General features: G+C 46.3%; 21 protein-coding genes. 4 read left to right on the forward strand and 17 right to left on the reverse strand.

All coding sequences use genetic code 11. The features are described from left to right. Positions 1–125 precede the first annotated feature (125 nt). The 14 genes from EC604_RS23745 to EC604_RS23810 all read right to left on the reverse strand — a co-directional run bounded on the left by EC604_RS23745 (position 126) and on the right by EC604_RS23810 (position 17,374). Positions 126–635, reverse strand: a complete 510-nt coding sequence (locus EC604_RS23745) for a (2Fe-2S)-binding protein (RefSeq protein WP_123066499.1) — start codon at positions 633–635, stop codon at positions 126–128. Then, positions 632–2,947: a xanthine dehydrogenase subunit D gene (gene pucD / locus EC604_RS23750; RefSeq protein ID WP_123066500.1), complete on the reverse strand. Its 2,316-nt coding sequence runs from the start codon at positions 2,945–2,947 to the stop codon at positions 632–634. The genes EC604_RS23745 and pucD overlap by 4 nt, the downstream gene beginning before the upstream one ends. A gap of 131 nt (positions 2,948–3,078) precedes the next feature. Beyond that, the gene (locus EC604_RS23755) at positions 3,079–4,029 is read right to left on the reverse strand and encodes an FAD binding domain-containing protein (protein WP_123066501.1); all 951 of its coding nucleotides are present in this window, start codon (positions 4,027–4,029) and stop codon (positions 3,079–3,081) included. A 77-nt stretch (positions 4,030–4,106) separates the two neighbouring features. Further along, positions 4,107–4,757 carry an NTP transferase domain-containing protein gene (locus EC604_RS23760; RefSeq protein ID WP_123066502.1) on the reverse strand — a complete coding sequence of 217 codons (651 nt, stop codon included), beginning with the start codon at positions 4,755–4,757 and terminating at the stop codon, positions 4,107–4,109. Then, positions 4,699–5,817 carry an XdhC family protein gene (locus EC604_RS23765; RefSeq protein ID WP_123066503.1) on the reverse strand — a complete coding sequence of 373 codons (1,119 nt, stop codon included), beginning with the start codon at positions 5,815–5,817 and terminating at the stop codon, positions 4,699–4,701. The genes EC604_RS23760 and EC604_RS23765 overlap by 59 nt, the downstream gene beginning before the upstream one ends. A gap of 118 nt (positions 5,818–5,935) precedes the next feature. Further along, positions 5,936–7,261 carry a 5'-deoxyadenosine deaminase gene (locus tag EC604_RS23770; RefSeq protein WP_090924823.1) on the reverse strand — a complete coding sequence of 442 codons (1,326 nt, stop codon included), beginning with the start codon at positions 7,259–7,261 and terminating at the stop codon, positions 5,936–5,938. A 32-nt stretch (positions 7,262–7,293) separates the two neighbouring features. Continuing rightward, positions 7,294–7,671, reverse strand: coding sequence for a hydroxyisourate hydrolase (gene uraH / locus EC604_RS23775; RefSeq protein WP_123066504.1), 378 nt, complete (start codon positions 7,669–7,671; stop codon positions 7,294–7,296). A gap of 44 nt (positions 7,672–7,715) precedes the next feature. After that, positions 7,716–8,225 (reverse strand): 2-oxo-4-hydroxy-4-carboxy-5-ureidoimidazoline decarboxylase, encoded by a 510-nt coding sequence (gene uraD / locus EC604_RS23780; protein ID WP_123066505.1) that lies wholly within the window; start codon positions 8,223–8,225, stop codon positions 7,716–7,718. A 264-nt stretch (positions 8,226–8,489) separates the two neighbouring features. Beyond that, entirely contained in the window at positions 8,490–10,106 is a 1,617-nt protein-coding gene (locus EC604_RS23785) for a PucR family transcriptional regulator (RefSeq protein ID WP_123066506.1), read from the reverse strand. A 274-nt stretch (positions 10,107–10,380) separates the two neighbouring features. Further along, the gene (locus tag EC604_RS23790) at positions 10,381–13,149 is read right to left on the reverse strand and encodes a CHASE3 domain-containing protein (RefSeq protein ID WP_240037146.1); all 2,769 of its coding nucleotides are present in this window, start codon (positions 13,147–13,149) and stop codon (positions 10,381–10,383) included. Between the two features lie 196 nt (positions 13,150–13,345). Then, positions 13,346–14,734, reverse strand: a complete 1,389-nt coding sequence (gene fumC, locus EC604_RS23795; protein WP_123066508.1) for a class II fumarate hydratase — start codon at positions 14,732–14,734, stop codon at positions 13,346–13,348. A 158-nt stretch (positions 14,735–14,892) separates the two neighbouring features. Continuing rightward, positions 14,893–15,903, reverse strand: a complete 1,011-nt coding sequence (locus tag EC604_RS23800; RefSeq protein WP_123066509.1) for an aldose 1-epimerase — start codon at positions 15,901–15,903, stop codon at positions 14,893–14,895. 205 nt (positions 15,904–16,108) lie between these two features. Continuing rightward, the gene (locus EC604_RS23805; protein WP_123066510.1) at positions 16,109–16,918 is read right to left on the reverse strand and encodes an MBL fold metallo-hydrolase; all 810 of its coding nucleotides are present in this window, start codon (positions 16,916–16,918) and stop codon (positions 16,109–16,111) included. Between the two features lie 189 nt (positions 16,919–17,107). Continuing rightward, positions 17,108–17,374, reverse strand: coding sequence for a hypothetical protein (locus EC604_RS23810; protein WP_192895150.1), 267 nt, complete (start codon positions 17,372–17,374; stop codon positions 17,108–17,110). Between the two features lie 266 nt (positions 17,375–17,640). Between EC604_RS23810 and EC604_RS23815 the strand changes: the two genes are divergently transcribed. The 4 genes from EC604_RS23815 (at position 17,641) to EC604_RS23830 (ending at position 21,958) form a co-directional block, all read left to right on the forward strand. Beyond that, positions 17,641–18,873: an aminopeptidase gene (locus tag EC604_RS23815; RefSeq protein WP_123066511.1), complete on the forward strand. Its 1,233-nt coding sequence runs from the start codon at positions 17,641–17,643 to the stop codon at positions 18,871–18,873. Positions 18,874–18,960: 87 nt separating this feature from the next. Next, positions 18,961–20,193 carry an aminopeptidase gene (locus EC604_RS23820; RefSeq protein ID WP_123066512.1) on the forward strand — a complete coding sequence of 411 codons (1,233 nt, stop codon included), beginning with the start codon at positions 18,961–18,963 and terminating at the stop codon, positions 20,191–20,193. Positions 20,194–20,448: 255 nt separating this feature from the next. Continuing rightward, positions 20,449–21,039, forward strand: a complete 591-nt coding sequence (locus EC604_RS23825; protein WP_123066513.1) for an RNA polymerase sigma factor — start codon at positions 20,449–20,451, stop codon at positions 21,037–21,039. Beyond that, positions 21,017–21,958, forward strand: coding sequence for a hypothetical protein (locus tag EC604_RS23830; RefSeq protein WP_123066514.1), 942 nt, complete (start codon positions 21,017–21,019; stop codon positions 21,956–21,958). The genes EC604_RS23825 and EC604_RS23830 overlap by 23 nt, the downstream gene beginning before the upstream one ends. 1 nt (position 21,959) lies before the next feature. Here the strand turns inward: EC604_RS23830 and EC604_RS23835 are convergent, their stop codons facing one another. The 3 genes from EC604_RS23835 to EC604_RS23845 all read right to left on the reverse strand — a co-directional run bounded on the left by EC604_RS23835 (position 21,960) and on the right by EC604_RS23845 (position 26,001). Then, on the reverse strand, positions 21,960–22,478 hold the full coding sequence (locus EC604_RS23835) for a hypothetical protein (RefSeq protein WP_123066515.1): 519 nt from the start codon (positions 22,476–22,478) through the stop codon (positions 21,960–21,962). 225 nt (positions 22,479–22,703) lie between these two features. Next, positions 22,704–24,167, reverse strand: a complete 1,464-nt coding sequence (locus tag EC604_RS23840) for an Msr family ABC-F type ribosomal protection protein (RefSeq protein ID WP_123066516.1) — start codon at positions 24,165–24,167, stop codon at positions 22,704–22,706. Between the two features lie 541 nt (positions 24,168–24,708). Next, positions 24,709–26,001, reverse strand: a complete 1,293-nt coding sequence (locus tag EC604_RS23845) for a hemolysin family protein (RefSeq protein WP_123066517.1) — start codon at positions 25,999–26,001, stop codon at positions 24,709–24,711. Positions 26,002–26,225 lie beyond the last annotated feature (224 nt).

Here is a 26,225-nt window from a genome sequence, read left to right on the forward strand (position 1 = left end):
CTTAATATTACCATAATTTTGTGTAGAACTTAAGCTTTCTCACCGCTTCGGGTCATCAAATTTCAGTACCATCTGTTTGCACAAAGTTAACTGCTGATCTGCCTTCATCTTTTTTCACCGCTATTTCAACCGTCAACTGTTCCTTTGACTGCACAACGCTCACTTGCCTTGTTTACCGCGCGTATAATTCCGCCATAACCTGTACAGCGACAGAGATTACCGCATAAACCTGTTTCAATCTGCTCCTGAGAAGGGTTTGGGTATGCGTCCAGCAAAGCTTTGGTTGAAATAATCATCCCTGGAGTACAGTATCCACACTGAAACCCGCCTTCTTCCACGAAAGCTTGTTGAATGGGGTGCAGCTCTCCCTTTTTCTCACCATGAAGTCCTTCAATTGTCGTAATGTCGCTTCCCTCACTTTGATACGCCATCACGAGACAGGCATTAATCGGCTCTCCATTCATGAGAATCATACATGCGCCGCATCGTCCAACCTCGCAGGAAACCTTTGTTCCCGTCAGCTCTAAGTGATTCCGAAGGATATCGACAAGTCGTGTTTCAGGAGAAACGGACAGTTCTCTTAGCCGTCCATTCACCCTAGCATTCCATGTCTGTTCAAGAGGCTGATTCTTCATGATGGCTTCACCCCTTCTGGTAAAAGAACATTTAGCGCCTGGCTGAGTTGCTCTCGCGGCACGGGGAGCTGAGTAACCCATACGCCTGTCGCCTGATGAATAGCCGCAGTAATCGCAGGGGCAAGTGCAACGGAACCAATCTCACCGATGCCTCTAGGTCCGAATGCATCTCCTTCAGGTAAATCTTCAATTGCCTCTACTTCTAAATTCGAGTGAATATCCTTGATTGTCGGAATTAAATACGTGTCTAGATTCGACGTAACGTAGCGGCTCTGCTCCATGACGGCATCCTCGGTTAACGTAAATCCAAGAGCCATCACACTGCCACCTTCAATCTGCCCTATATAGCCCATCGGATTGATTACCGGCCCTGCAGCCACAATATGCCGTGTATCCAAAAGTTTGGTTTCACCCGTCAGTGTATTGACCTCCACCTCTGCAGCTACGGCGGCATACGTGTAGAGGTAATGACCACCCATTACATTGTCAGGCGTCGTGGGGTAATGAAAAGTGGTGTCGAAAATCCATTCCTGCGCTTTACCCTGCTTTACAAGATCCGTATAAGAAATGACTAGACGGGTGGTTGAGTTTGTTGAGGAATCGTGTGATTTCATCCATACTCCCCCAGGTCCTGTCATTAGTTGCTCTGCCGGAATTCCGGAAAACTGTGATGCCACGTTAAGCATCTTTGCGCGGAATCCATGCTGCAAGCGCTGCAAAGCCATCCAGGCCATCGTGGTTGAACGGGATGCCGTACTGGAGCCACTATGGGGCACACGGTCTGTATCTCCAATGACAATACTCAGGTCCGATGGGGAGCACTGGAACAGATCACAGAGCATGATCTCCAGTGTGGCCACAAGACCTTGCCCGAATTCCTCGTAGCTGAAAGCCACCTCAATCTTGCCCTCCGCATTCAGAGACAAGCGTCCACCAGCCGGATCTGGAATGCCGTAACCAAGCCCGGCGCCATGCATCGCGATGGCCGCACCTACTCCTCGTTTGATCCATGGAGGAAGTGACAAATCCACCTGAGGATGAAGATGCTTCTGCCATAGCTCTGAACGGTCCAATGCCTCCCATACTTGATATAGTCCATCCGTGGGCAGAATGCGCTGGTTCAAGGGACCCGGATCATGTTTCTGGCGCAGATTGCGCCGCCTAAACTCCCAGGGGTCCATATCCATGATCTGTGCCAAACGATCCATCTGACCTTCCATTGCAAAGATTGCCTGATTGCCTCCGAATCCACGAAACTCTCCGGATAATCCATTGTTTGTATACACAGATACCCCTTCTACATCCACATGCGGAATCATATACGGCCCCATACAATGCTCGGTACAGAAGTTTAATACGGGTGCTCCAAGCGTTGCATATGCACCGGTATCTGCCGTAATACGAACCCGATGTGCCTGTAAAATCCCTTCACGGCTTATACCCGTTTGCATCTCAATCTTCATTGGATGACGCTTCAAACCAGCCCGAACGGATTCTTTACGCGAGTTGTGCATTTTAACAGGGCGGCCGCATTTTAACGCGAGCAGTGCGCCATAAGGTTGGACGTTCAATTCATCTTTTCCGCCAAACGAACCTCCAATAGGTGAAGATACCACTCGAATGTGTTCTTCCGGGCAGCCAATAATACGTGCGAGTTGCATGCGATCCTTATACCCATGCTGTGTTGCCGCATAGACATGAAGACGCCCCATCTCGTCAGGTACAAACAGGCCTCCCTCTGTCTCCATATAAGCATGCATTTGTCTTGGCGTATAGTAAGTCTCCGTTACAATATGAGCACACGAATCAAAAGCTTGCTGGGCATTTCCTCGCTTGATCTCTGTACGATGTAACACATTGCCTGGACCATGTGGATGCAGTTCGGGCGCCCCAGGAGCCATTGCGGCAGCCGTGCTGTCCAGCGGCTCAATCTCCTCATACTGCACACGAATAGCTTCTAAGGCAAGCAAGGCTCGTTCAGGTGAGTCAGCCGCAACCGCGGCAATGGCATCACCTACATAACGCACAACATCTTCACAAAAGACGGGCTGATCCGGGGTTGCAATACCAAAACGGTTAAGTCCAGGCACATCCTTGGCCGTTAACACCGCATATACACCCTCCATGGCTTCCGCTTCCGATGTATCAATGGACAGCAACCGTGCATGTGGAAAAGCACTTCGCAGTACTTTCCCATAGACCATGTTAGGCAAGGACATATCCGTTAGATACTGCAACTGTCCCGTGACCTTTGGAGGTCCATCCGGCCGAAGGTGCCAGCGATTTCCACTCTGTTCCCGGTTAAGCAACATGGTGTCTCTCCCCTTCCGTAGCTCCTTTTTAAGTCCAGTCCTAAATTGTAGATACCTTAGTTGCCTTAAGTCCTTAATACTCTGGTTGGCGCAGATACCTTACATACTCTATGTGCTGTAGATCCTGCAGCCTATGAATGAAAAGCCTGCCAAAGCCCAGCCCCAAGCATATTTCCTGCCGACTGTTTCCTGTAGATTTCGGTGGCAAAAGCATCCGTATAGGATACAAATTCAGCAGTAACCTGGGCTGCAAGCCCGGCTGCTTGAGAAGCATCTGCTTTTTCGGATTGAAGCCAGTGCTCCGTCTCGGTTAGCCTCGCGGCTATACCAGAGCCACCGCCAGCAGCTATCGCAATCTGTGTCCATCGTCCGTCATCCGGGTTAATCTCCCCGTGAAAAGCTACAGTGACAAGCGAGGCAGTAAATGCCTCCCTTCGGCCTAATTTACGATAGAAGGAAATTTGATGAACTCTTTCAGGTATGGATTGCTTGGACTCACACGTGTATCGCTCTGGAACAGAGGATGTTAGATTTACTGCAAAGTTCCTGGACGGAATATGAATGGAGATTAATACGTCATCTGCATTCAGCTTGCTATTACGCCCATTTTCAAGCCATAATGCCACATGTTGCGTCTCCATACCACGACAGGTCAGCCAGTGAAGCTCAGCATCATACACAAGTAGCGCCGGTAATGTATCCCCTATCCCTGATGCAATATTCCCCCCAATTGTCGCCAGGTTTCGAACAGAAGGGGCTGCTATAGCCAAAATAGCCTGATGCAAAATAGGAAACCGGCTTAGCAAAGGGTCTGTTGCACATTCCCTCAATCGCGTCATAGCTCCAATCACAATCTCATCCCCTTGAATCGAGATTCCACTCATCTCGGGAATGCAAGCCAGACTAACTAAATGTTCAGGTGAGCCCTTTAATGCAGCCTCCCATTGCGTCCGCAATAACGTGCCTCCAGCAACATAACACCGTGTTCCTTCAATCTGTTCCCTAATGTTTAGTAATTCTTGTAACGTACCTGGCTGCCATACAGAGGGCTGCGCACCTGAGCCGTATCCCGGCATGACCATGGCTCTCCCTCCTTTATTTCTCCGTTTCTTCAACCTTCTCGTTCATCTAGCAGTTTTCACACGGAGCCGCGTGAATTTTAAGCTTCTCTCCACATCCGCTCTTCTGCATATTTCAGAATTTGTTGCACTTGCAACTCTGTATCAGCGTCCCAGAAACTCTCTCGCCTTAAAGACACCTGTACCCCTTGGTATTTAGGGTTACGAAGCATTTTGCGTGCCCCTTCATCTCCGTGCAGGGACAGCAGCGGGCCGAACATATGCGAGCGAAAAGCAACCGGGGGTTTACTCCCCTCATTGTCCGTACCCGCAACATAATCACACAGCGGATTAGAATCCAGTACCGCGGTGACATGATTAATATTCTCTGTCGTTATAAGGGGCTGGTCTGCCATCAGCATCAGAACCCCCCTCGGCCTGTATTCCATCGCCGTCAATATACCGCAATGAATGGAGTTCGCCATGCCACCAGCAAAATCGTTGCATAATACAATACGCAATCTGGTTTCGGGATTATATGTGTAAGAGCATACCCCGCGCCATTTGGAAGGTAACCATTCAAGAGTGTCTTCTGGTTTGACCACACAGATGATTTGATCCAACCGGGAATTTAGAGCGGCCTCCAGTGTCCATGCTGCCAGTGCTCTTCCATCCGGCATCATAACCGATAGTTTATCTCGCCCAAGTCTGCTGCTCTTGCCAGCCGCTAGAACGATACCTGTCGTTTGCATAAGCACCGCTCCTTTTTTCGATCCCTAACGCCGATTTTCCAGCCACTGTCTTACGCCTGATTGCAATCAACTCTGCAACAATACTGATCGCGATCTCTTCTGGCCCATCTGCACCAATAGACAAACCAATTGGACTATGCACGTGATCTAATGGTGGCAACCCGTCGAACAAACGAGCTGTTCGGGTACGTGAACCCATTATGCCGAGATATGCATAGTTGCTGTTCGCTAACAACGCTAACCATTCTCGTTCACGGGGGAATTGATGACTCATTAGCATGAGATAGTCATGCTCATTGATGTTCAGCTGCGGGAATACTTCCTGAGGAAAACCGTGTACCCGTTCCACATCTGGAAATCGTTCTGGCGTACACAAGGATGCTCGCCAATCTGTGATCACGACACGGAATCCAGCGGATTGAGACAGTCCGGCAACCGGTACAACATCGTTTCCAGCGCCAACGATAATCAAACGTGGTTTGGGCGTATACAGCGAAGTGAAGTGTTGAGGAAGATTCCAAGGATTAATCCCAACCTTCAGGTTAAGAGGATGTGATGACAAAACTTTTTTTGAACATTCAGCTTGCTCATTTGCAGTTAAATATTGCTCTTGCCCTGACGCGACTGACTCGATCTTCAAGTAACCATACGTAACTTTAGTGTAATCCTCGTCAAATGACCGCAGAAGAGAAACCGTTAAAGCCGCATCCAAACATCGCTGTATCTGCTTCATCATGTCACGTAACTCACCACTGATCGGCTCAAGCAGAACAACGACAAGGCCTCCGCAACCAATCGTTTCTCCCCAGGATAAGTCATCTTCAGGCCGCATATCGTAGCTAGCCAGTTCAAGTTGTTGCATCTCCAGCACGCGGCTCACCCTGGCTTGCAGGTCACTCTCCAGACAGCCCGGACTGATACTGCCGTACATCCTGCCGTCCTCCGTTATTAGCATGGAAACCCCTTGTTTGCGATAGGCATGCCCCTCCACTTTAATTGCAGTAGCAAGTACACTCCGGGTTTCCCGAAGGGCAATGGCACACAGATCATGCATCTCCATAAGGGCCGCCCCCTTTCTACTTTCTGCCTTTCAACGATTCCGGGATCGGTACATCCAATGTGGTAGTAGAGCTGGTACACCTGTGCTGTTTCGATTACAACTGTTTCTACGGTTCTGATTACAACCGTTTCATTAGCCGTGCGATGCATTTGTCCGACTCTCTTAAGACGATGCTGCGGTCAATCGTTTGTATTTTACGATTGTTCAGCACGATGCTGCCATCAATGATGACCGTTTCCACACAGCTACGGGTAGCCGAATAAACGATACGGGAGTAAATGTCGGTCTCATAGGACGGGTACGTGTGAAAATCATCAAGATCCAGCAGGATCATATCTGCTTTTTTGCCGACTTCAAGACTGCCAATCTCTCTGGATAGCCCCAACACTTCCGCCCCGCCCATCGTTGCCATGTGTAACACGGTTCTGGCATCCATCACCGTCGGCCCGTGCGGCACCTTCTGGATCAAAGCTGTCATACGCATCTCCTGGAACATATCCAGATTGTTATTGCATGGCGCACCGTCTGCACCGATCCCCACTGCGATCTGCCGGTTCAACAGGTCGGGGATGTCCGCAATTCCCGAAGAAAGTTTCATATTGGATCCGGGACAATGGGTTACTTTGACACCACGTTTACGAATAATCTCCTTCTCTTCTTCACTCAGCCACACACAATGTGCAAGAACCAATCTGGGGGTAGCTAGGCCGATGTGATCAAGATAGACGATGTTCCGCATACCTCTCTCGTGTTCGACCAGTTCTATCTCTCCACGATTTTCGGAAGCATGTGTGTGCACTTTGACGTGATATTTATTCGAGAGGTCGCGTACTTCCGTAAGCAGTTGTTCAGTGCAGGATACAACAAACCTTGGACAAAACGCATATTGAATGCGGCCTCCGCCGAATCCGTTCCATTTTTCTAACAAATCAACACTCTGCTGCAACGAATCCGCCGTATTCTCACGCAGAGGCTCTGGAACCTCATCCCCATGATCCATCATCACCTTGCCTGAGATGACCCGGATTCCACTCTGGGCCATCGCTTGAAAAGCCGATTCAGTATGATTCACGGTCTCCATATCCAGAATGGTCGTTGTGCCGCTAGAGATCAATTCGCCCAGTCCGAGCATTGCAGAGTAATACACCGATTCTTCGTCATGTGCCGCTTCTAACGGCCAGATGCGCTTGCGAAGCCAATCCATCAGTTCCATATCGTCTGCACGTCCACGAAACAACGTCTGGCATAGATGGATATGGGTCTGGATAAAACCCGGCAGTAACACCTTCCCTCGTGCATCAATGACTTGATCTGCCAAGTTCTCATCGATATGCACTGCCATGTCTTTGATTTTGTTATCTTCGATGAGAAGATCTCCCGTAAATACTTCCTCTTCTGTATTCATCGTGACCAATTGCGCGCCTTTCAGCAGAATCGTTCCCATCCACATCTCCCCTATCCCGTCCTGTCTTCTCTTCAGCTTCCCCGGTATGTGCTGTATCCCCCTGGCGCTATCAACAAAGGGATATGATAATGGCTCCCGGTATCTCTTACGGCAAAACGAATAGGGACTTCGGTCCACAACACATGTGTCATATCCGTTTGAGTATCTTGTGCAAAATAGGGTTTCACATCAAAACGCAGTTCATATTCGCCTACTTCCAGCTTTCCTTCGTGAAGCAAAGGTGCATTCAAACGTCCATCGGAATTGGTCGACGATTCTGCCACCTTCAGGGCATTCCACTCGTTTCCCGACCATTTTATAAAATAGAGTTCAACTCTCACTCCCGCAGCAGGAGCACCTTTAGATGTGTCCAGTACATGTGTAGTAATTCGGCCAGCATTCGGCTGCATCAGGCATTCACCTTCGATCTCTATGTTTATCCTCTTTCTTCACATCACGTCGTACGCTTGGTCATCCATTGTTGCAACCGGATTGTAGCAATTTTAAACACCTCATTTAATGCCGTTTCGAATTCTTCTTGCTCGTTTCTCTCTAGACGTTGTCTTATGGAATCAAAAATAGATCCCTTCGTATGGCCCTTCACCGCTAAAATGAACGGAAAGCCAAATTGCTTTGTATACCTCTCATTCAACTGCTTAAGCTCGTTATATTGTTCTGGTGTTAATGAATCCAGGCCAGCACCAGCCTGCTCCTGAACCGAGCTGGTACTCATGCTGATACGAGCACCCAAATCTGGATGCTTACGTAGTAGTTCCAGCTTCTCTTCATACTCCGAGTCAAGAACTTGTTTCGTCATGACTTGCATCATCTCTTCCCATGAACCGAAAGGCCGAAGACCGGCAGAACGCTCTGCAATCCATGCAGATTCTTCAAATAAAGGGCCAAATTCTTTCATAAACTGTTGATCAGACCAGCCGTTAACGAGATGTATAAGATCATCCATGTGATAACCCCCGGTCTCTATTTAATTATTGTTCCTCATTCTATTCACTGCTTCAGAATACAGCAACATTGTTTACGCATCTTTGTAATATAACATAACATCTAACAAGCAAATTGTTATCTGCGCACGGAATACCTCTTGTTACAATTGCTATCTACGTCAATAAACCGCACTTGCCAATGAAGGAAGTAATGTAACTTATGGCAACTCTTTAAGCATAGCTCATATCACGAGCATCATGTGCATCCATACAAGCATTAGTGATTACGTACGAATTCTTACAGGTGCTTTATCTCGCACGAATTTACGGAAGGTAAACACCAACTTTAACTTGAGCAGATCATTCGTCTTTTTGAAATCCATTTGCAGCAGACTGCCGATCTTCTCCATCCGATAAGTTACCGTATTGCGATGCACGTACAGCTGTTTGGCAGCTTCATTAATTAATCCGTCATTTTCAATAAAAGACTCCAGGGTGTTCATCAGCACCTGATTGGGATCACCGTCTCTGGCAAGTAACGGTTCGAGCACTTTATGACAATAGTTCTCCATAATTTGTTCAGGCACATGCTGAAATACATACGCGAATTCCAACATCTCAAATTGCAGTGCCCGATCCTTCATACCAAGCCTTTGGGCTAACTGACGTGTATCCAGACACTCCTGGTATGCTTCACGTAGTGAAGTCGGCTCATGTTTCATTTTGCTTATCCAGAAACGAGGCCCTGGCGCACCCTTGGCTTCTTGAGCTGTGAGCACATCGCCAAATCGATTTAAGAGAAATGCGGACAACTCCTCACCATAATCACGCCCGGTCGGACAACTGTAGATGGATAGTATTCCTTCATTCATCTGAAAATGCTGGGAAGCTGTGAATTGCATTAGGGGATTGTACTGCAACTCACGATGAATCTGTTTGAGCAGTTTCCCCTCAGCAAAGACATTGGGTTCGAGCGTAGTTAACACACACTGATACGTCTCTTGAAAAAGGTGTACTCCTTTATTTTCGCTCAAAGTCATGAGCTCCTGCATCGTCAATTTCTGATCCATATATTGGGTCAGCAACGTCCGCATTTCATCCTGAACGGTTGGGTTAATATGCTCACGGTAGGTCATATCCATGTAAAAGGCGAGCACATCCGCAGCTTGCTGAAACAGTTCCTCCTCCGCTCGTAGAGACAAGGCAGAATCTGTGTACACCAGTAGGAAACCAAATTCTTCGTCTTTTTGTTGAATCGGGACACGGTGACAGCTTCCCTGATTCCATTTTACCCGGTGCATGACTGATTTCCAGGGCCAGCCTTGCGTGACTGCATTGTCCGACATGACGTCATCGTTCGCATAGAGCACATGTCCGCGCGAGCCGATGACGGCAATCGAATAGTTGAGAATCGTGGACATTTCGGCAAACACATTGCGATGTTGCTGCTGCTGTAAGGCAAACTGCATTAATTTCTTTTGTTTCTGCACGACTTCATGCAGTAGCCGATGACTGCGTTCATGTTCCGCTTTAAACAAGGCGTTCATCTGGTCAGAGAAAGTGAATTGGAACGGAAGCTCCAAAAGCGGTAACCGAAGTCGATTCGCTTCCTCTACGATACCTTGGGGAATCGACTCCCAGAATCGTCCAAGCTTGATGCCGATTCCCGCACATCCACGTTCATTCAGACGTTGCATTAATCGAAGCGTATCTGTTTCACTATCTTTGATCATAAAAGCAGTTGTAAACAACATTTCTCCAGATTTGATCCAATCTGCAATATCAGGAGCGTCCATGACGTTGACTGACTTCATCATCCGTGAAGTCCCTTCCCGGCCCGCAATCAATTTGGCTTCAGACAGCGGGTATACCTGCAAAGCTTCTTTAACGGTAAGTTGCATGGACATGACCTCCCATATATTTAACACAATTGTGTAAACAAATAGTTTACAAATCCCTTTTAGCTTCATTACTCCACCGATTTTGAAATAATAGATAGAGATTATCTAATTACTTGTTAAGTATTATAACATCAATTTCCGTAAAGAAACTTACATGAGAAAAAAATAAACCCATGTCCTCAAGGCAGCATGATCATGCTGGCATGGACATAGGTTTGAAACGTTTTGAATAAACATTTTCTACTTAACATTAAATCCAACAATGTGGATGTGTTCAAATCTCCATCTTTTCGTGATTCATCCATAATTTCATGCGAGATAATACATCCTTGACATTCAACGGTTTACTGAGGTAGTCCGTGGCTCCGGCAGCGATACATTTTTCCCGGTCTTCTTTCATTGCTTTTGCTGTGAGCACAATAATTGGAATTTCGGTCAGACCGAGATGCTCTCGAATCCTGCGGGTGGTTTCATACCCATCCAGTTCTGGCATCATGATGTCCATGAGAATAACATCCGGTTTAAGACCTCCCTGCTCTAACAGCTCCAGACATTCCGTTCCATTCTGAGCAGAGGTCACTTGCATACCGTATTGCTCCAGTGCATTTGCAAGCGCATATACATTACGGATATCATCATCTACAACAAGAATCTGCCGCCCGCTGAATAACGATTCCTCTAGAGGTGTTAGCAAAATCTCCATATTCTTCAGTTCCAGTTCCATCCGAGTTGCTGAAGGGATGATACGTTCTTCTGCTACAGTACCAGCTGTCTCATAAACAAACAGTCTAGAACTTTGCTCCTCCTGCGGAACCTCGTGACCTTTTTGATTCAATGGAAGAAACAGCGTGAATACACTGCCTTGGCCCAATCGGCTCGTTGCCGAAATTGAACCGCCAAGCAATGAAGCCAGGGATTGAGAAATGGACAGCCCTAGCCCTGTGCCGCCATATTTGCGCGCCGTTGCCCCATCAGCCTGTTTGAATGCCTCAAAGATCTGGAGCAGCTTATCCTCCGCAATCCCTATTCCCGTATCACTAACGGAAAAAGCAATGACTTCGGTTTCTTGATCGGCGTGTCCCGGGTCAGTCAGACGCATCTGAGAAATCGTCAGCGCCACTTCCCCTTCGCTCGTGAACTTAAACGCATTCGAGAGCAGATTTCTAAGAATCTGATGCATCCGCATCTCATCGGTTTTAATCGTAGCCGGAAGCGGACTTTGCAGCTGAATGCGGAAATCAATTTTTTTCTGTTCAGCCGTTTTCAAGAAATACTGATTCATCACTTCAGGCAACGTGTCGAGATACACATCATCAAATTCCACTTCCATCTGTCCGGCCTCAACCTTCGACAGATCGAGAATATCGTTAATCAGGTTAAGCAAGTCTTTACCCGATCTGTGAATGACAGCTGCATAGTTCTGCTCCTCACCGCTCAAATGATGATGTTTGTTTTCCGCCAATATCTCGGACAGAATCAACATGCTATTTAGAGGTGTGCGCAACTCATGCGACATATTGGCGAGAAATTCGGATTTGTATCCCGAACTGATTCGCAGCTGATGAGCAGTTGCTGCAAGTTCTTGGGCTGCATTCTCCGCCGTGCCCTTCTGGCTCTCCAAGCGTTCATTCAACATATATAACTCTTCCGTCTGCATCTGCAATTCTTCTGTCTGAGATTGCATCTCCTCGGTTTGAAGTTGCAACTTCTCGGATTGTGCCTGTAATTCTTCGTTTAGAACTTGTGATTCATCGTAAAGGTGCTGCAGTTCCATCCGCGTGACGGTAGAATGAAGCGAAACAGCGAAAATGACCGTTAATTCCTTGATCAATTCTATAGCCTTCTCGGTTAATGGCTTCATGGATGCGAGTTCTACGACAGCAACGGTCTTTCCTTCAAACAGAATGGGTACAACGGTAAGCGAGCTCGCTGAGGCATGGCCCAGACCGGATGAAATTCGAATGTAATTCTGCGGTAAATCATTCATCCGCAGCACCCGCTGCTCAATCGCACTTTGACCGACTAACCCTTCACCAGGGGCAAGTGATATTTTCCCGAGTGAGCGTTCCTTCTCCCCATCTCCTGCATAGGCAGCCACGCGAAACAACCGATTGTCTTTCCAGTGATACAACACGCTATATGGAATCTCTAGCATCGTTGCAAGCTCACTCAGGAACAAACGTGACAAACCTTCTAATGTGGTAGGGTTTTGCAAAAGAGTAGCAACGCCTGTAAGTTGATCCTTCACCCGGTTTTGCTCCTGTATTTCATCCAGTAGTTGATTGGCTTCATGAGCGAGATCAGCGACTTCATCTCTTGTTCGTACACGTATACGTTGCTTCAAGTTGCCGCCTTTGGAAATATCGCTGATCGTTTGCTTCACCTCTTGAAGTGTTCTCACGATGTTGCCAGAAACAATGAAAGCCGCGGCGATGGATAGTACTGCAATCAGACCCCACAGGGTATACATAATTGTCAGCAAAGTTGAGCTACGATTCGCCAAGTCCGTCACCCTTGCTTCTGTCAGCAAGATTTCGGTGTTACGGAAGGCAGCAAGCTGGGAGCGAAGCAGATCAATTTCTGTTTTCCCCGGATCGGACTGAAAAAAAGCGAGAACCTTATCCTGATCCCCTTCTTTTTTGAGCTGTACGGATTTTTCACCAGCAATTTCGATCCAACGGTTGATATGGGACTTAATATTTTGCAAACTTTGTTGCTGTGCCGGGTTATCGCTGATCAAGGAATATAACTGATCGTAATTGGAGTTCCACTCGGAAAGACCTTGATCATAAGGCTGAAGATAACTCTCTTTTCCGGTAAGCATGAAACCTCGCTGTCCCGTCTCCATATCCAGTACATTTTTCTCAATCGCGTTGGTCAGATTATGTACGTCCAGATCATGATGGCTGATAAAATCATTTTCCTTCTGCAACACATCGATTTGGGCCGAAAGGATTAGCAGTACTACACCAAATAAAAGCACAACCACAAGATAGCCCAATACAATTTTGGAGCGTATCGTAAATCTTCTCGTTTTAGACAACGTGAAACCCTCCAAATATAGACGAATGCTGAATCATTGCATGAAATCTGTTGCATTAGTATTTTATATGTATAGATATCAGCTGACAAGCAAAATATGCGATGACATAAGAAAAACGACCTGCTTTGCAGGCCGCTTTTCCGGGACTTTATTCATAAATATTTATAATTGTCACACGTAGGGGTTGAAAATCGGTTTAGGCCTTTGGCGCAATCATCTTAGCCGGGTCTACATATTGATCGAATTGTTCCTCTGTAAGAAGTCCGGTTTGTAACGCAGCTTCCTTCAGGGACAAACCTTCTTTATGTGCAAGCTTTGCAATTTTAGCCGCATTCTCATATCCAATATGAGGATTGAGTGCAGTGACCAGCATAAGCGAGTTATCCAGATTGTGTTTGATCTGATCCAGATTCGGCTCAATACCTACAGCACATTTGTCATTAAATGCAACGATGGAGTCAGCAAGCAACTGTACAGACTGCAGGAAGTTATAAATGATGACAGGCTTAAATACATTCAGTTCAAAATTACCTTGGCTCGCCGCGAATCCAATCGCCGCATCGTTACCCATCACTTGTGTCACAACCATCGTGATCGCTTCGCTCTGTGTCGGGTTCACTTTACCTGGCATTATCGAGCTGCCCGGCTCGTTCTCAGGGATACGAATCTCACCGAGACCGCTGCGTGGACCGCTTGCGAGCCAGCGTACGTCATTGGCAATTTTCATCATATCTGCTGCAAGCGCTTTTACTGCACCGTGGGCATATACGACTTCGTCATGGCTGGTCAGAGCATGGAATTTGTTCGGCGCAGATACGAAATCTTTGCCTGTATGTTTACCGATCTCTTTGGCTGTGAGGTCACCAAAGTCAGGGTGTGCGTTAATTCCGGTTCCTACAGCCGTACCACCAATTGCAAGCTCCTTCATGTACTCTACGCTCTCGCGGATCATGCGTTCACTCTTACCGAGCATGGCTTCCCAGCCGCTAATCTCTTGCCCGAGCGTAATTGGTGTTGCATCCTGAAGGTGAGTACGTCCAATTTTGATGATATCCTTAAACGCTTCCACTTTTTCCGCAAAAGTTGCTTTCAACACCGCAATCGCTGGCAACAACTGATCTTCCACCGCAAGAACGCCCGCTACATGCAGCGCTGTTGGGAAGGTGTCGTTGGAGCTTTGTGACATATTAACATCATCATTCGGATGCAGGCGCTCTTCTTTGCCTTTTTGCTCCAGCAACTGGTTACCCAGGTTGGCAATGACTTCATTCACGTTCATGTTGGATTGAGTACCACTACCCGTCTGCCATACCACGAGTGGGAAGTGATCATCAATACGTCCTGCAATAATTTCGTCGGCCGCATAAGCAATCGCATCTGCTTTCGCCGCTGATAATTTGCCTAATTTATGATTAGTAGCCGCAGCACTTTTCTTCAAAATGGCGAGAGCACGCACCAATTCCATCGGCATATGCTCGCGTCCAATCGGGAAATTCTCCTTACTGCGCTGCGTCTGAGCGCCCCAAAGCCTGTCGGCTGGTACTTTCATTTCGCCTAACGTATCTCTCTCAATGCGGTATTCCACTTGCTTGTCCTCCTCCAAAATGTTGGTCTGGGTCTCTACAAAGCTTGTGTATCTCGTCATATTATACATGATTTACGAGCAGGTTTTCACCTTTTCGACAAAATTGTAAGCGTAGCGCAAAACGAACGGGTGGGAAGTGAGTTCAATCTATCACCGTTTTATTTTTGAGCAGCAATCGGATACAAACGGCTGGTCTGTTCATACAGTTCACCTGGTTGTAATCCAACGAGACCACTCTCTTCTGCGGAAATACCTTCCACGTTCGGGGCATTAACCAGATTCATCTGTGGTTCCGGACAGAAAAATTCATTGCAGGCATTGTTGTTCCAGATCATCCAATGTTTATAGGACGTGCCTACATCGTACACCAGTTTGTCTCCTGTGCGATGATCCGTAAGTTCCATGTAATTGCGCCCATTTTGCGGCTCAGCGGTATAGTGGTTATCCATCGCTGCAAAAAACGGACTAACTCCGCCCTGTTTAAGTTGCTCTTCCTCGGGTGTAAGCGGTTGAAATTGTCCAGTCGGCAACGAACGCTCGTTTAATTCACGGCGCTGACCAATCGTCACTTTGGCTGTATAATCCGAAGACTGGCTGTCCGGTGCAAAAGGAACTTTGATCGCTGTATGGAAAGCAAACAGGTTCGGCATATATTCTGTGCCCGTATTGTTCACAATTAACTGTTGTTGCAGACCATGGCTGCTCAATGAATAACGAAGCGTTACACTGAAGCTGAACGGCAGATATTTGTAAAAAGCATGGCCTTCTCCGATGCTTTGGCTGAGCGTGACATAACTCTCCAGATTATTAGAGCCATATCCCTCTACCGTCCACGCCACATCATGCAAAAATCCGTGCAAATGGTTGCCTGTCGCAGGTTCATTAATCGGCAGTTGATAGACTTTGCCATTCCAAGGGAAACGACCGTCTTCATATCGATTAGGAGGAGACAAAATCGGAATGCCATAGACGGCAGGAGCCGCCATAAATTCATCCATCTGATCCTGATCCGGCTCGCGCAGGTAGCTGTATCCTTTTTCCGTATCCCGAAAAGCCACCAGGTTCGCGCCAACGCTTGGAATCACCGCTGCTTCAAATGAACCAAAGCGCAGCCATACCGCAGGAATGCCGCCAAATTGTTCTTCAGACGCTGTATTCTGTTGTGTCATCGTTATATGTACCTCCTGCATACTAAGGTTATATTATACGGCTCGACTATATCATGATTGCCCCCAAAAGAACAATCTGAGATCGAGAACAAATTAAACATGCGAGCGCAAAACAAAAAGACAGCTGCTCGATCAGCTGCCTTGATCACTCTTTGTCGGTCTTCATCGCTCTTCAACTCACTCACGAGTAACGGTCTATGTTGTCTCATTCTACATACTTACCCTGCTTGGGTACCGTATCTTCTTCAAAATGCATGTCGAGATGCCGGAGGGATTCATGTAACATCTCTCCGCTTAACACGTGTCCATGCCCTGTCACAACCATCCTCGGCTCCAGTTGTCTGATGCTCTGAACCGATTCATGTGCTGCCTCCCAGTCCGTTGTAAAGTACGCAGGAGGGCCGTGTAACTGTTTGTCCTGAAGCAGAACACTCCAGAGCGACTCCTGTTTGACCGAGACAATCGCATCACCTGCAATCAGTAATCGATCTGCCTCGCGGAACAAGGATATATGCCCCGGTGTATGACCTGGCGTATGAATCCAGTTCCAATCCTTTGCACCGGGCACCGTATGATTTTGGGGTAGACTAAATACCCGATCATCCAGATTAATCGCTTCGTTCGGATACGTAAATGACAACTGGGCCATCAGGCCTCCACCCACGGAAGGGTCTGCCGGAGGATAATTTTTCAAACCTGTGAGATAGGGTATTTCAAGTGGATGTGCGTACACCGGCACTCCCCAGAATTGCTCCAGTTCAATTACCGTTCCCACATGATCAAAATGACCATGCGTTAAAATAATGGCAGACGGCGGACCTTGAAAACGCTCGGTTGCCACATCAACAATGTGATTCGTGAATTTTGACATTCCTGTGTCCACGAGGACCCAGCTCCTGCTTCCCGGATTTCCAATGAACACGACATTCACAAAAAGGGTACGCAAGCTCAAAATATCAGGAGCAATTTCCTCAACGCTGGTCATTCCTGATGTAATCAGATTGTCAAATGCCATTCACGATTACCTCCCATCAGGCGAATTGTCTCTCTGGTTTAGTTCATCTCGTAGACTTCCCTTTTCTGGAACATCTATTCGGAATCTCAAAAATAAAAATAGACGGCGCACGCCCTCCTCAGGGCACACACCGTCTAGTATAGTCGGGTAACTTGGACAATAGAACAAGAACATTTACTTTACATTACATTAAGCGGGGTAAGCATCCAAGGCTGCATCCAGCAATTGATTGTATAAATCATCGTCATTTTCAAGCAACTCGTCCATTTTCAGCAGCTCTTCTTCGTCACCTGATTGTTCCGTGAAGTGCAGGCTGTAGTCCCAATCCTTGCCGTTCTTGCTCATAAACGTAATTTCATATACGGATTTATCACTATCTGTCTTAAACACCGTGCTTCCTACAAAACTTTTTTCATCCTCACGACGCATTGCTGCGCGAATAATTTCAATATTCACCTGTATACTCTCCTTTTAATCTTTCGTTTAAAGCCTCACTTCAATAAATCTTCGATTAAAACGTCCAAAAATCTCTCTTTTGGCGCTTTTCTCCAACTTTTTGGCAAAGCTGTTTGGTAATTATTATTGGTTAATTGTACAATATATATCGTAGCAACGTATACATTATTCAATGAAGGCCCTATGCTAAATCCTCATATAATTCAAAGAGGACTATAATAGACCGCCAGCTACGATATTCATATCACATTGGAGGAAAAAATAGCATGAACAATTTTGAATCAAATCTGCAACAATATGCTGAACTGGCTGTCAAAGTAGGTGTCAATGTCCACCCTGGCCAGACGTTAGTCGTAAATGCGCCAATCACGGCAGCTCATTTTGTACGATTGATCGTTAAGGCTGCGTACAACGCGGGTGCAAAACTGGTCAAAGTCAACTGGAGTGACGAGACGGTAACCCGCCTTCACTATGATCTAGCGCCGGATGAGGCATTCTCGATCGAACCCAAATGGTTTGCAGCTGAGATGACCGAACTTGTTGAAGAAGGTGCGGCTATCCTGCATGTCATCGCGGAAAATCCGGATCTGCTGAACGGAGTTGCACAGGAGCGCATCGTAACCAGCCAGAAAGTTCGCGGTAAAGCGCTGGAGAAATATCGTGCCTATCAAATGGCTGATAAGTTCAGCTGGTCCATCGTAGCTGTCCCTTCCCCTGAATGGGCTGCTAAAGTATTCCCGGATCTGCCTGAAGCGCAGCAAGTAGACCGTCTGTGGGATGTTATTTTCAAAACGGTACGAATTGGTGAAAAGGATGCTGTCGCTGAATGGAAAACTCACCTGCAAAATCTTGACTCCCGCGCAGATCTGCTGAACAGCAAAAAATATAAAAAACTTCACTACACCGCGCCAGGCACGGACTTGACGATCGAACTTCCCGAGGGTCACATCTGGGTATCCGGGGGCAGTGTAAACGAGCAAGGACATGTGTTTATTGCCAATATGCCTACAGAGGAAGTATTTACTGCACCGCTGAAAACCGGTGTGAACGGTACTGTTCGCAGCACAAAACCGCTTAGTTACGGTGGCAATCTGATTGACGGCTTCTCCCTCACATTTGAGAATGGACGCATTGTTGATTACACAGCTGAACAAGGGCTTGATGCACTAAAAAACCTTGTCGAAATGGATGAAGGCGCACATTATCTGGGTGAGGTTGCCCTTGTTCCACATCAATCTCCTATTTCGGACACAAACATATTGTTCTACAATACATTATTTGATGAGAATGCATCCAATCACTTGGCGATCGGAAATGCGTACGCTTTCTGTCTGGAAGGCGGCAAAACGATGTCGAAGGAAGAGCTGATCGAACATGGCATGAACTCCAGTCTGACGCATGTTGATTTCATGATCGGTTCCGGTGAGATGAACATCAACGGTGTAACTTCGGAAGGTGCGGAAGAACCGATCTTCGTAAATGGAAACTGGGCATTCTAATTAGCTCCATGCATAGAGAGGAGATTTCTCCTCTCTTTTCCTATGTCTGAATTGTACTCACATTTAAGGGTTATGGAGGGACATTCGATGTTAAGTTTTGAACAAAAGCTGGATCGGTACGCTGAACTCGCTGTCAAAGTGGGGGCAAATGTGCAAACGGGGCAGATTTTTGTTATCAATGCCATGATTGACGCAGCACCACTTGTGCAACTACTGGTACGCAAAGGATATGAAGCCGGAGCCAAACAAGTTATCGTTAAATACTCCGATGAAACGGTCAACCGTCTTCGCTTTGAAATGGCTCCTGAGGAGTCCTTCGATGAACTTCCAAAGTGGCATGCGGCAGAGATGGAGGAACTCGCGGAGAATAATGCTGTTTTTCTGACGATTCTATCTTCCAGCCCTGATCTGATGAAAGGCATTGATCCGTCTAGAATCTCGGCGAATCAGCGTTCCTTTGGTCAGGCGATGGCTAAATATCGTCAGTATCTGCAAGCTGATAAGATGAGCTGGACTGGCATTGCTTGCCCTTCAGCAGATTGGGCGGCCAAGGTATTCCCTGATCTCCCTCAAGCAGAACAGATGAATCAGCTCTGGGATGCGATATTTGCCGCGGTTCGCGCGGATGTTGAAGATCCGATTGCTGCGTGGGAACAACATATCGAACGACTGGAATCACGAGCCGTAGCGCTCAACAACAAAAAGTACCATGCACTGCATTACATCTCCCCGGGCACAGATCTCACGATAGAGCTTCCTGAAGGGCATATTTGGGCTCAGGCTGGCAGCGTAAACGAGCGAGGCACCCCTTTTGTAGCCAATATTCCTACGGAAGAAGTGTACACCGCTCCAGCAAAATACGGTGTGAACGGCACAGTGACGAGTACCAAACCGCTAAGTTACGGCGGTAGCATCATTGACCGGTTTACTCTCACATTTGAGAAGGGACGGATTGTGGACTTTCATGCAGAGGAAGGTCACGAAACGTTGGAACGTCTCATCTCCATGGATGAAGGTTCTCAGTACCTTGGCGAAGTTGCGCTTGTACCGTTCCACTCTCCAATCTCGGAAAGCGGCATTCTGTATTATACAACGCTATATGATGAGAACGCTTCCTGTCATCTGGCAATCGGCAGCTCCTATGCTTCCAATATCGAAGGAGGCAAAACGATGTCTCCCGAGGAGCTTGCGGAACGCGGTATGAACTCCAGTATCACTCATGTTGATTTCATGATGGGTTCTCCCGAGACAGACATCTATGGCATTACAGCGAGTGGTGATCGTGAACCGATTTTCCTGAAAGGAAATTGGGCGTTTTAAAAAACTTGTGTGTAACGGCGATTTCAAAGTTTTAAATCAGCGTTACTTTAAATTAAACAGGCGATTTTGCTGTCATGGATTCCATGGTTTGCAAGATCGTCTGTTTTTTCTTTTTCAGCAAACGTCAAACAGGGTCAGAACTCCTTCTTTACAGTACTTTAATCAGGTCTATCGGACATTGTAACGTTTCCATAATCTGTTGTAAAATGTAATGATACCAATGTTTGTGGACTGTTGACCAGAAAGGAGAACACCATGGCCAATCGGCTCCAGCTTTTACTCGCTTCAGATTTTCATCAATTAGGACCTGTACTTCAGGAAGAAGTCTATTATGAATACTATAATATGGTGTATGGATTAATCGTATATATCATCAAGGAACGTGCAGCGGCAGAAGATATTATTCAGGAAGCCTTTATTAAAATCATTAAAAATAAGCCCCTCTTCGAAGATGAGGTTAAACTTAAAGCCTGGCTCAAAGTAGTCACCCGGAATACCGCAATAAATTATTTGAGAAAAAATAAAAATAACCGTAACCAACTGGACTCGGACAGTGTCTTTATAGATATAGAGACCATGAACCAGACGGCAGTCTCGGTGGAAAGCATGGTGGAGACACAGATGATGCAGGAGTCTATCGAGCATTATCTCTCCCAGTTGAAACCAGAATATCGCGTACTCGTTGAGTTACGGTGGAAAGAAGGCTTTTCTTATCGGGAAATCGCTGAGTTGTTGAACACGACTGAAGACATTGTTAAACAGCGTTTATTCCGGGCACGTGGCAGTATCAAGAAGAAATTACATAAGGAATGGGGTGGAAGCATTGAGCAAAGGCAAGCTAAATAAGCTTGAACAGCCATTCGATTCAGGTCTGGAAGACGAATATTTTGATGCGGCGTTTGAGCAGGCGTTTGATGAAGCTTTCCGGCATGCTGCCTCCGCCCCTTCTGCCTCCCGTACGGAATCCATGCATCATTCTTGGCAAAAGGTTCAAAAGGAGATCGAAAGAATTGGCGCACGTAAACGTAAAATGCGCACGTTTAAACTTTCAGGCATCGTAGCAGCGTCCGTAACCATTGGAGCGGTCCTATTCAGTCTGCCCTCGGGAACACAAGCCGTATCTCCTATTGTTCAATCGATCAAGAATTGGAGTAATGGCATGAAATCGATCATAGTTGAGGATAAGTCTGTCAATCTGAGTCCTGATCCCTCTACCGCCAAAACACCTCCTCCACCGGACCGTGAATCCAGCTTCGTTTCTCCGCATGAGGCTGCAAGCGCTCCTGCCTTCGAGCTCAGTAGTCACGTTTTCCGTTCAGTAGCTGTAACAGAAGAGATTGCTCGGGATGGATTTGTGGGAGAATTTATATTATCCAAGGCAATCCCTGCCCGGTTTAATAAGGTGAAATATGAACTCATGCTGGATACCGATAATCCGGTCAATCCTGATGACTATTACGAGTCCGAGGTGCTGAGGGTGAGATACTCCATCCAGGGCAAAAGTGATACGGACGAACTTATACAGTTTGATTATGAGTATATTAAGCCTGGACAGTCGATTGAGAGAACCCCGCTACAGAAAAGTGAAGCTGTGAAGCTCATCGATGGCAGCGAGGCGCTGGTATATGTAGGACCGCCATTTAATTCCATTCAGTGGATGACAGGTTCACTCAGCATGAGTCTGTTTGGATCAGTGACTGAAGAGGAAATGATCGCCATCGCCAATGATTTTCTGGAGCAGAACTCTCCTGCAAAATCAAATTAAATTAAAATAATACACTAGGTGAAGTGTATGTAGACTGATCGGATGTCGTTCCATCATTAGCTGTGTGAACACTAACGAGACGATAATAATAACCGGTAGTGATCTCCCAATCCGAATTGGATCGAAGTACATTTGTTTTGGTATCCGTTGAGGAGTTACCTGCAAAAGTTACCCAGGCCGTTCCAGTCCAGCGCTCCAAACGATAATTAACAGACAATGTCTTCATCTCTTTGTATGTCAATGTTACTGTCTTTGCGAGTGCATGAAGACCATCTCCACGTGTTAACGAATTTGTGGCCTCATAGATATGTACGGGTTTGGAAGCTCGTGATTGAACCGTGTATGCCTGATATTCGAGTGGCGGCGGAGCCGTTCGCGCTCCCGACGTCACGTTGATGATCGGACTTGCAACTGCGGACGATTCTGTAGGCAGAACAAGAATAACTGGCGCACTCAAAGCCAGAATCAGACTTACTTTCAAGATTGGCGTACAGCATATTTCTCTACATCGTTTAAGCATCTTCATTCCTCCCCAGCCTTGTTTTAATTTTTGGTGTAATCTATTAAACGGACGGAATGGATAACTGGTTTCAAAAAAATAAGGACGCCCGATTGTTCAATCGGCAGCGTCCTTTAATCATTTTCCAGATTAATAAAAACGGTGAAACCTAAATTAATCCATCTCGTATGATGAAGAATAGGCTTTTTCGGCGGAATCCATGCTCATTAAAACATCATCGTCTGATTACCTGATTCGAACGATTTGTTTATTCTCTATAGTATATACCTGATCAGCGACGTTCTCGACTAAACGGGTATCATGCGAGATGAAAACAATCGTGCCTGCATAACTTTTCATCAAATGCTCCAACGCTTCCATTGCAGGAAGATCAAGAAAATTACTCGGTTCGTCCATTAGCAAAATATTGTATCGGCCAAGAAGCACTTTCGCCAGCTGCAACTTCATGATCTCGCCGCCGCTTAATACCGCCAACGGCTTGCGCACATCATGCTGAGAAAATCCGAGAGATGCTAATACAGCTCGAATCTCCGACACCTGATAGTCACAGTTCTCCTGCATGAATTCCATGACGACCTGATGGCGGTCAAGTGTGTATGCATGTTGTGCAAGATAACCGATCTCTGCCCTAGGCGATATGATGATGCCCTGTTCACGGTTTAAGATCATGTTAAGCAACGTAGTTTTCCCTGCACCGTTCGCACCTGTCAGCGCGATCTTACCCCCAAGAGGGAATTGAAAAGATACGTCTTCCAAAATGACTGCATCACCATATGTTTTATTCATCTCTTTTCCTATAATCGGAAATGGATTGTGAAGTCCTAACGCTTGACTCTGACGAAAGTGAATCGTACGATTCACCTCCGGTGCTTGGACATCACCCAACGCTTCAATGCGCTGTTCCATATTTTTGGCGGCTTGATGAAGTTTCTTCTGTTTACTCCCCACAGATTTCTGATGAGCAAGTCGCCCACCGTGATCAGAGTTATTTTTCCTTGCAGCCCCTTTCTCTTTCTGATCAATTTTCCGAGCCTGATTCCTTTTTTCAGACATCGCTTTTTCCAGTCGTTCTCGTTCATTCACATATTGCTGATACTGGATTTCCTGCTTTTTCTGAGTTTCATTCTTCTGCGCCAAGTAATCGGAATATCCACCCCAATACTCGGTAATCTTCCCATCCTTCAGTTCCCAAATTTTATCAACCACCTGATCAAGAAAATACCGATCATGACTGATAACCAGCAACGCTCCCGTATAAAAAGAGAGCTGATGAATCAAGAAATGGATTCCTTCTGAATCGAGATGGCTCGTGGGTTCATCTGCAAAAATACCGTGCACTGAACTGGACAAAGCCTTAGCAATTTTCAGTCTTGTTTCCTGTCCGCCGCTCATCTGATCAGCATCTATGCGGTTTATTCCTAGCTTACCCGCTAATGCATAATCCACTTCCCCCTGATCTCCGCCCTGCTCCATCTGCGGGATATAAGCAAAACTGCCGTTTCTCACCACTTTCCCATACGATTCGGGCATTTCACCTAGCAATACTCTTAACAACGTACTTTTACCTGCTCCATTGGCTCCAACCAGGCCAATTCGGTCGTATTCGTAAAGCTCCAAATGTTCAATATCTAATACTTCACGGCCTGAATATTCCACTACAATCTCTTTTGCTTTAATTAACAAACTCATTATAGGTTCCTCCTTCAAAAATCGCAGTTTTCACGCTCGCAGGATGACCTGCGATTTAAGAAGGGGATTATATAAAGAAATACCAATGCATATATCTCATGAGCCTTCTCTCCTTTTTTTGTTACGCATTTGGGATGTAATAAAAAATGCAGATCCAAGCCCACCGTGGACTTAAATCTGCATTACTCACGTGTAGAAGACACTTCGAATCAGCATAGCACAAATAAGCTACCTCATTCGAAACCTATGTCTCACCATACGTAAAATAAGCAAATCAAAAAAGCCCACGATTGTGGAAAAATCCGCTTTTTTGACCTGCTTATCGAAGACGCATGGAATGAGTCATAGGAACGAGCCTCCTCTTCTTTAATTGAATTGAATATTACCATGAGGTTCTTCATGCGTCAACCTGGAACAAAAACTTGTTCGAAAGCGATCAAAAAAGCCGCTAAATAGTAGCGGCTTACAAGTAAAGAACCTTTTGAACACTTTAAAGATACGTCGATATACTCAAAACATGGACTTCATGCTCACCGAGAAGCTACGCGCCCTCTTCTTCAACCAGCATTTCAAGCTTCATCACATGAACACGTGAGATTCGCTTGTGTTCTGTCTCCTCAATAATAAACAAATATCCATCATGTTCAACGGATTGCCCCACTTCAGGCGGAATCGCATCCACTCTGGAATATAACCAGCCGCCAATCGTATCATAATCCGTTCGATCCATCTCGATGCCGAATCGTTCACCAACTTCTTCAATCAGCATTAATCCGTCAATCGAGTATTCCACGTCATTCACTTGTTCAATGGTCGGACGCTCCTGATCGAATTCATCCTGAATCTCACCAACAATCTCTTCCATGATATCTTCAAGCGTGACCATACCGGAGGTTCCTCCGTATTCATCGATCAGAACAGCAATTTGTGTTTTGCTCCGCTGCATACGCTTGAGTAGATCACTAATTAACGTTGTGTCAGGCACAGCCAGAATCGGACGAATGACAGATATGGTGTCTGTTAACTGTGATCGCATCAGATCCTTAATGTGAATAAAGCCGATAATATGGTCCTTGTCTCCGTTATATACCGGATACCGGGTACGCATGCTTTCACTCGCAATCTCCATATTTTCCAGCATGGACTGATTGGCGTTGAGACAGATCATTTCCGTCCGCGGAATCATGATTTCACGGGCGGTTGTATCCGTAAAATCAAATATATTATCAACAAGTGCTAATTCAGTGTTATCAATTAAACCGCTCTTATTGCTTTCTTTCATGAGAATTCGTATTTCATCTTCACTATGCGCTTCGTCCAGTTCTGACGCAGGTGCCATCCGAAACAGTCTGAGCAAGGCATTCGCCATGCCGTTCAGCACCCAGATGAACGGATACATCAATTTGTAAAAGAACGTCAGCAGTGCCGCAGACCACAGTGTAATGGCCTCTGACTTGCGAATGGCCATCGTTTTGGGAGCCAGTTCACCCAGGACAATATGCAAAATCGTAATAATGACAAAGGCAATGACAATCGAAATGCCATGCACATATACCGGACCCAGTCCAAATGCCGTGAATACAGGCTCCAACAGTCGTGCAATGACGGGCTCTCCCAGCCATCCGAGTCCAAGTGAAGCCAAAGTAATGCCCAGCTGGCAAGCCGACAGATAAGCGTCCATATTACGTATAATGTTTGACGCGTATTTGGCATTTCGATTACCCGCTTCGACCAAAGCCTCAATTCGGCTGCTCCGCACCTTCACCATCGCAAATTCTGCCGAGACAAAGAAACCATTCATTAATACCAGTAAACCAATTAAAATCAAACTCATAATACTCGGTAAGGGGTCACTCAAATGTTCTTCCTATTTGCCGTGATTGTTCGGCAAATAGGTCCACCTCCTTCGAAAATGTAGGATATTAGCCATTCTGCCGTTCATATGCAATTTCAACTTCCCAATGCTTCCACCTCCTGCTGTTTGCGCCATAATAACATGGATATACTTCTTTTATTATATAATTCTACACTACACAGTCAATCCGTGTCCTATGACAC

The organism is Paenibacillus amylolyticus (assembly GCF_003719335.1).
Classification (GTDB): Bacteria; Bacillota; Bacilli; order Paenibacillales; family Paenibacillaceae; genus Paenibacillus; species Paenibacillus amylolyticus_D.

What these genes read in the sequence shown, in the direction of transcription:
- uraD (WP_123066505.1), bottom strand. Translation starts at nt 8,225, where the DNA reads ATGGATGATCTTATACATCTCGTTAACGGCTGGTCTGATCAACAGTTT.
- EC604_RS23785 (WP_123066506.1), bottom strand. Translation starts at nt 10,106, where the DNA reads ATGCAACTTACCGTTAAAGAAGCTTTGCAGGTATACCCGCTGTCTGAA.
- EC604_RS23825 (WP_123066513.1), top strand. Translation starts at nt 20,449, where the DNA reads ATGGCCAATCGGCTCCAGCTTTTACTCGCTTCAGATTTTCATCAATTA.
- EC604_RS23815 (WP_123066511.1), top strand. Translation starts at nt 17,641, where the DNA reads ATGAACAATTTTGAATCAAATCTGCAACAATATGCTGAACTGGCTGTC.
- EC604_RS23845 (WP_123066517.1), bottom strand. Translation starts at nt 26,001, where the DNA reads ATGAGTTTGATTTTAATTGGTTTACTGGTATTAATGAATGGTTTCTTT.
- EC604_RS23755 (WP_123066501.1), bottom strand. Translation starts at nt 4,029, where the DNA reads ATGGTCATGCCGGGATACGGCTCAGGTGCGCAGCCCTCTGTATGGCAG.
- EC604_RS23840 (WP_123066516.1), bottom strand. Translation starts at nt 24,167, where the DNA reads ATGAGTTTGTTAATTAAAGCAAAAGAGATTGTAGTGGAATATTCAGGC.
- EC604_RS23765 (WP_123066503.1), bottom strand. Translation starts at nt 5,817, where the DNA reads ATGGAGATGCATGATCTGTGTGCCATTGCCCTTCGGGAAACCCGGAGT.
- EC604_RS23820 (WP_123066512.1), top strand. Translation starts at nt 18,961, where the DNA reads ATGTTAAGTTTTGAACAAAAGCTGGATCGGTACGCTGAACTCGCTGTC.
- pucD (WP_123066500.1), bottom strand. Translation starts at nt 2,947, where the DNA reads ATGTTGCTTAACCGGGAACAGAGTGGAAATCGCTGGCACCTTCGGCCG.
- EC604_RS23835 (WP_123066515.1), bottom strand. Translation starts at nt 22,478, where the DNA reads ATGCTTAAACGATGTAGAGAAATATGCTGTACGCCAATCTTGAAAGTA.
- EC604_RS23800 (WP_123066509.1), bottom strand. Translation starts at nt 15,903, where the DNA reads ATGACACAACAGAATACAGCGTCTGAAGAACAATTTGGCGGCATTCCT.
- EC604_RS23745 (WP_123066499.1), bottom strand. Translation starts at nt 635, where the DNA reads ATGAAGAATCAGCCTCTTGAACAGACATGGAATGCTAGGGTGAATGGA.
- EC604_RS23770 (WP_090924823.1), bottom strand. Translation starts at nt 7,261, where the DNA reads ATGGGAACGATTCTGCTGAAAGGCGCGCAATTGGTCACGATGAATACA.
- EC604_RS23760 (WP_123066502.1), bottom strand. Translation starts at nt 4,757, where the DNA reads ATGCAAACGACAGGTATCGTTCTAGCGGCTGGCAAGAGCAGCAGACTT.
- EC604_RS23805 (WP_123066510.1), bottom strand. Translation starts at nt 16,918, where the DNA reads ATGGCATTTGACAATCTGATTACATCAGGAATGACCAGCGTTGAGGAA.
- uraH (WP_123066504.1), bottom strand. Translation starts at nt 7,671, where the DNA reads ATGCAGCCGAATGCTGGCCGAATTACTACACATGTACTGGACACATCT.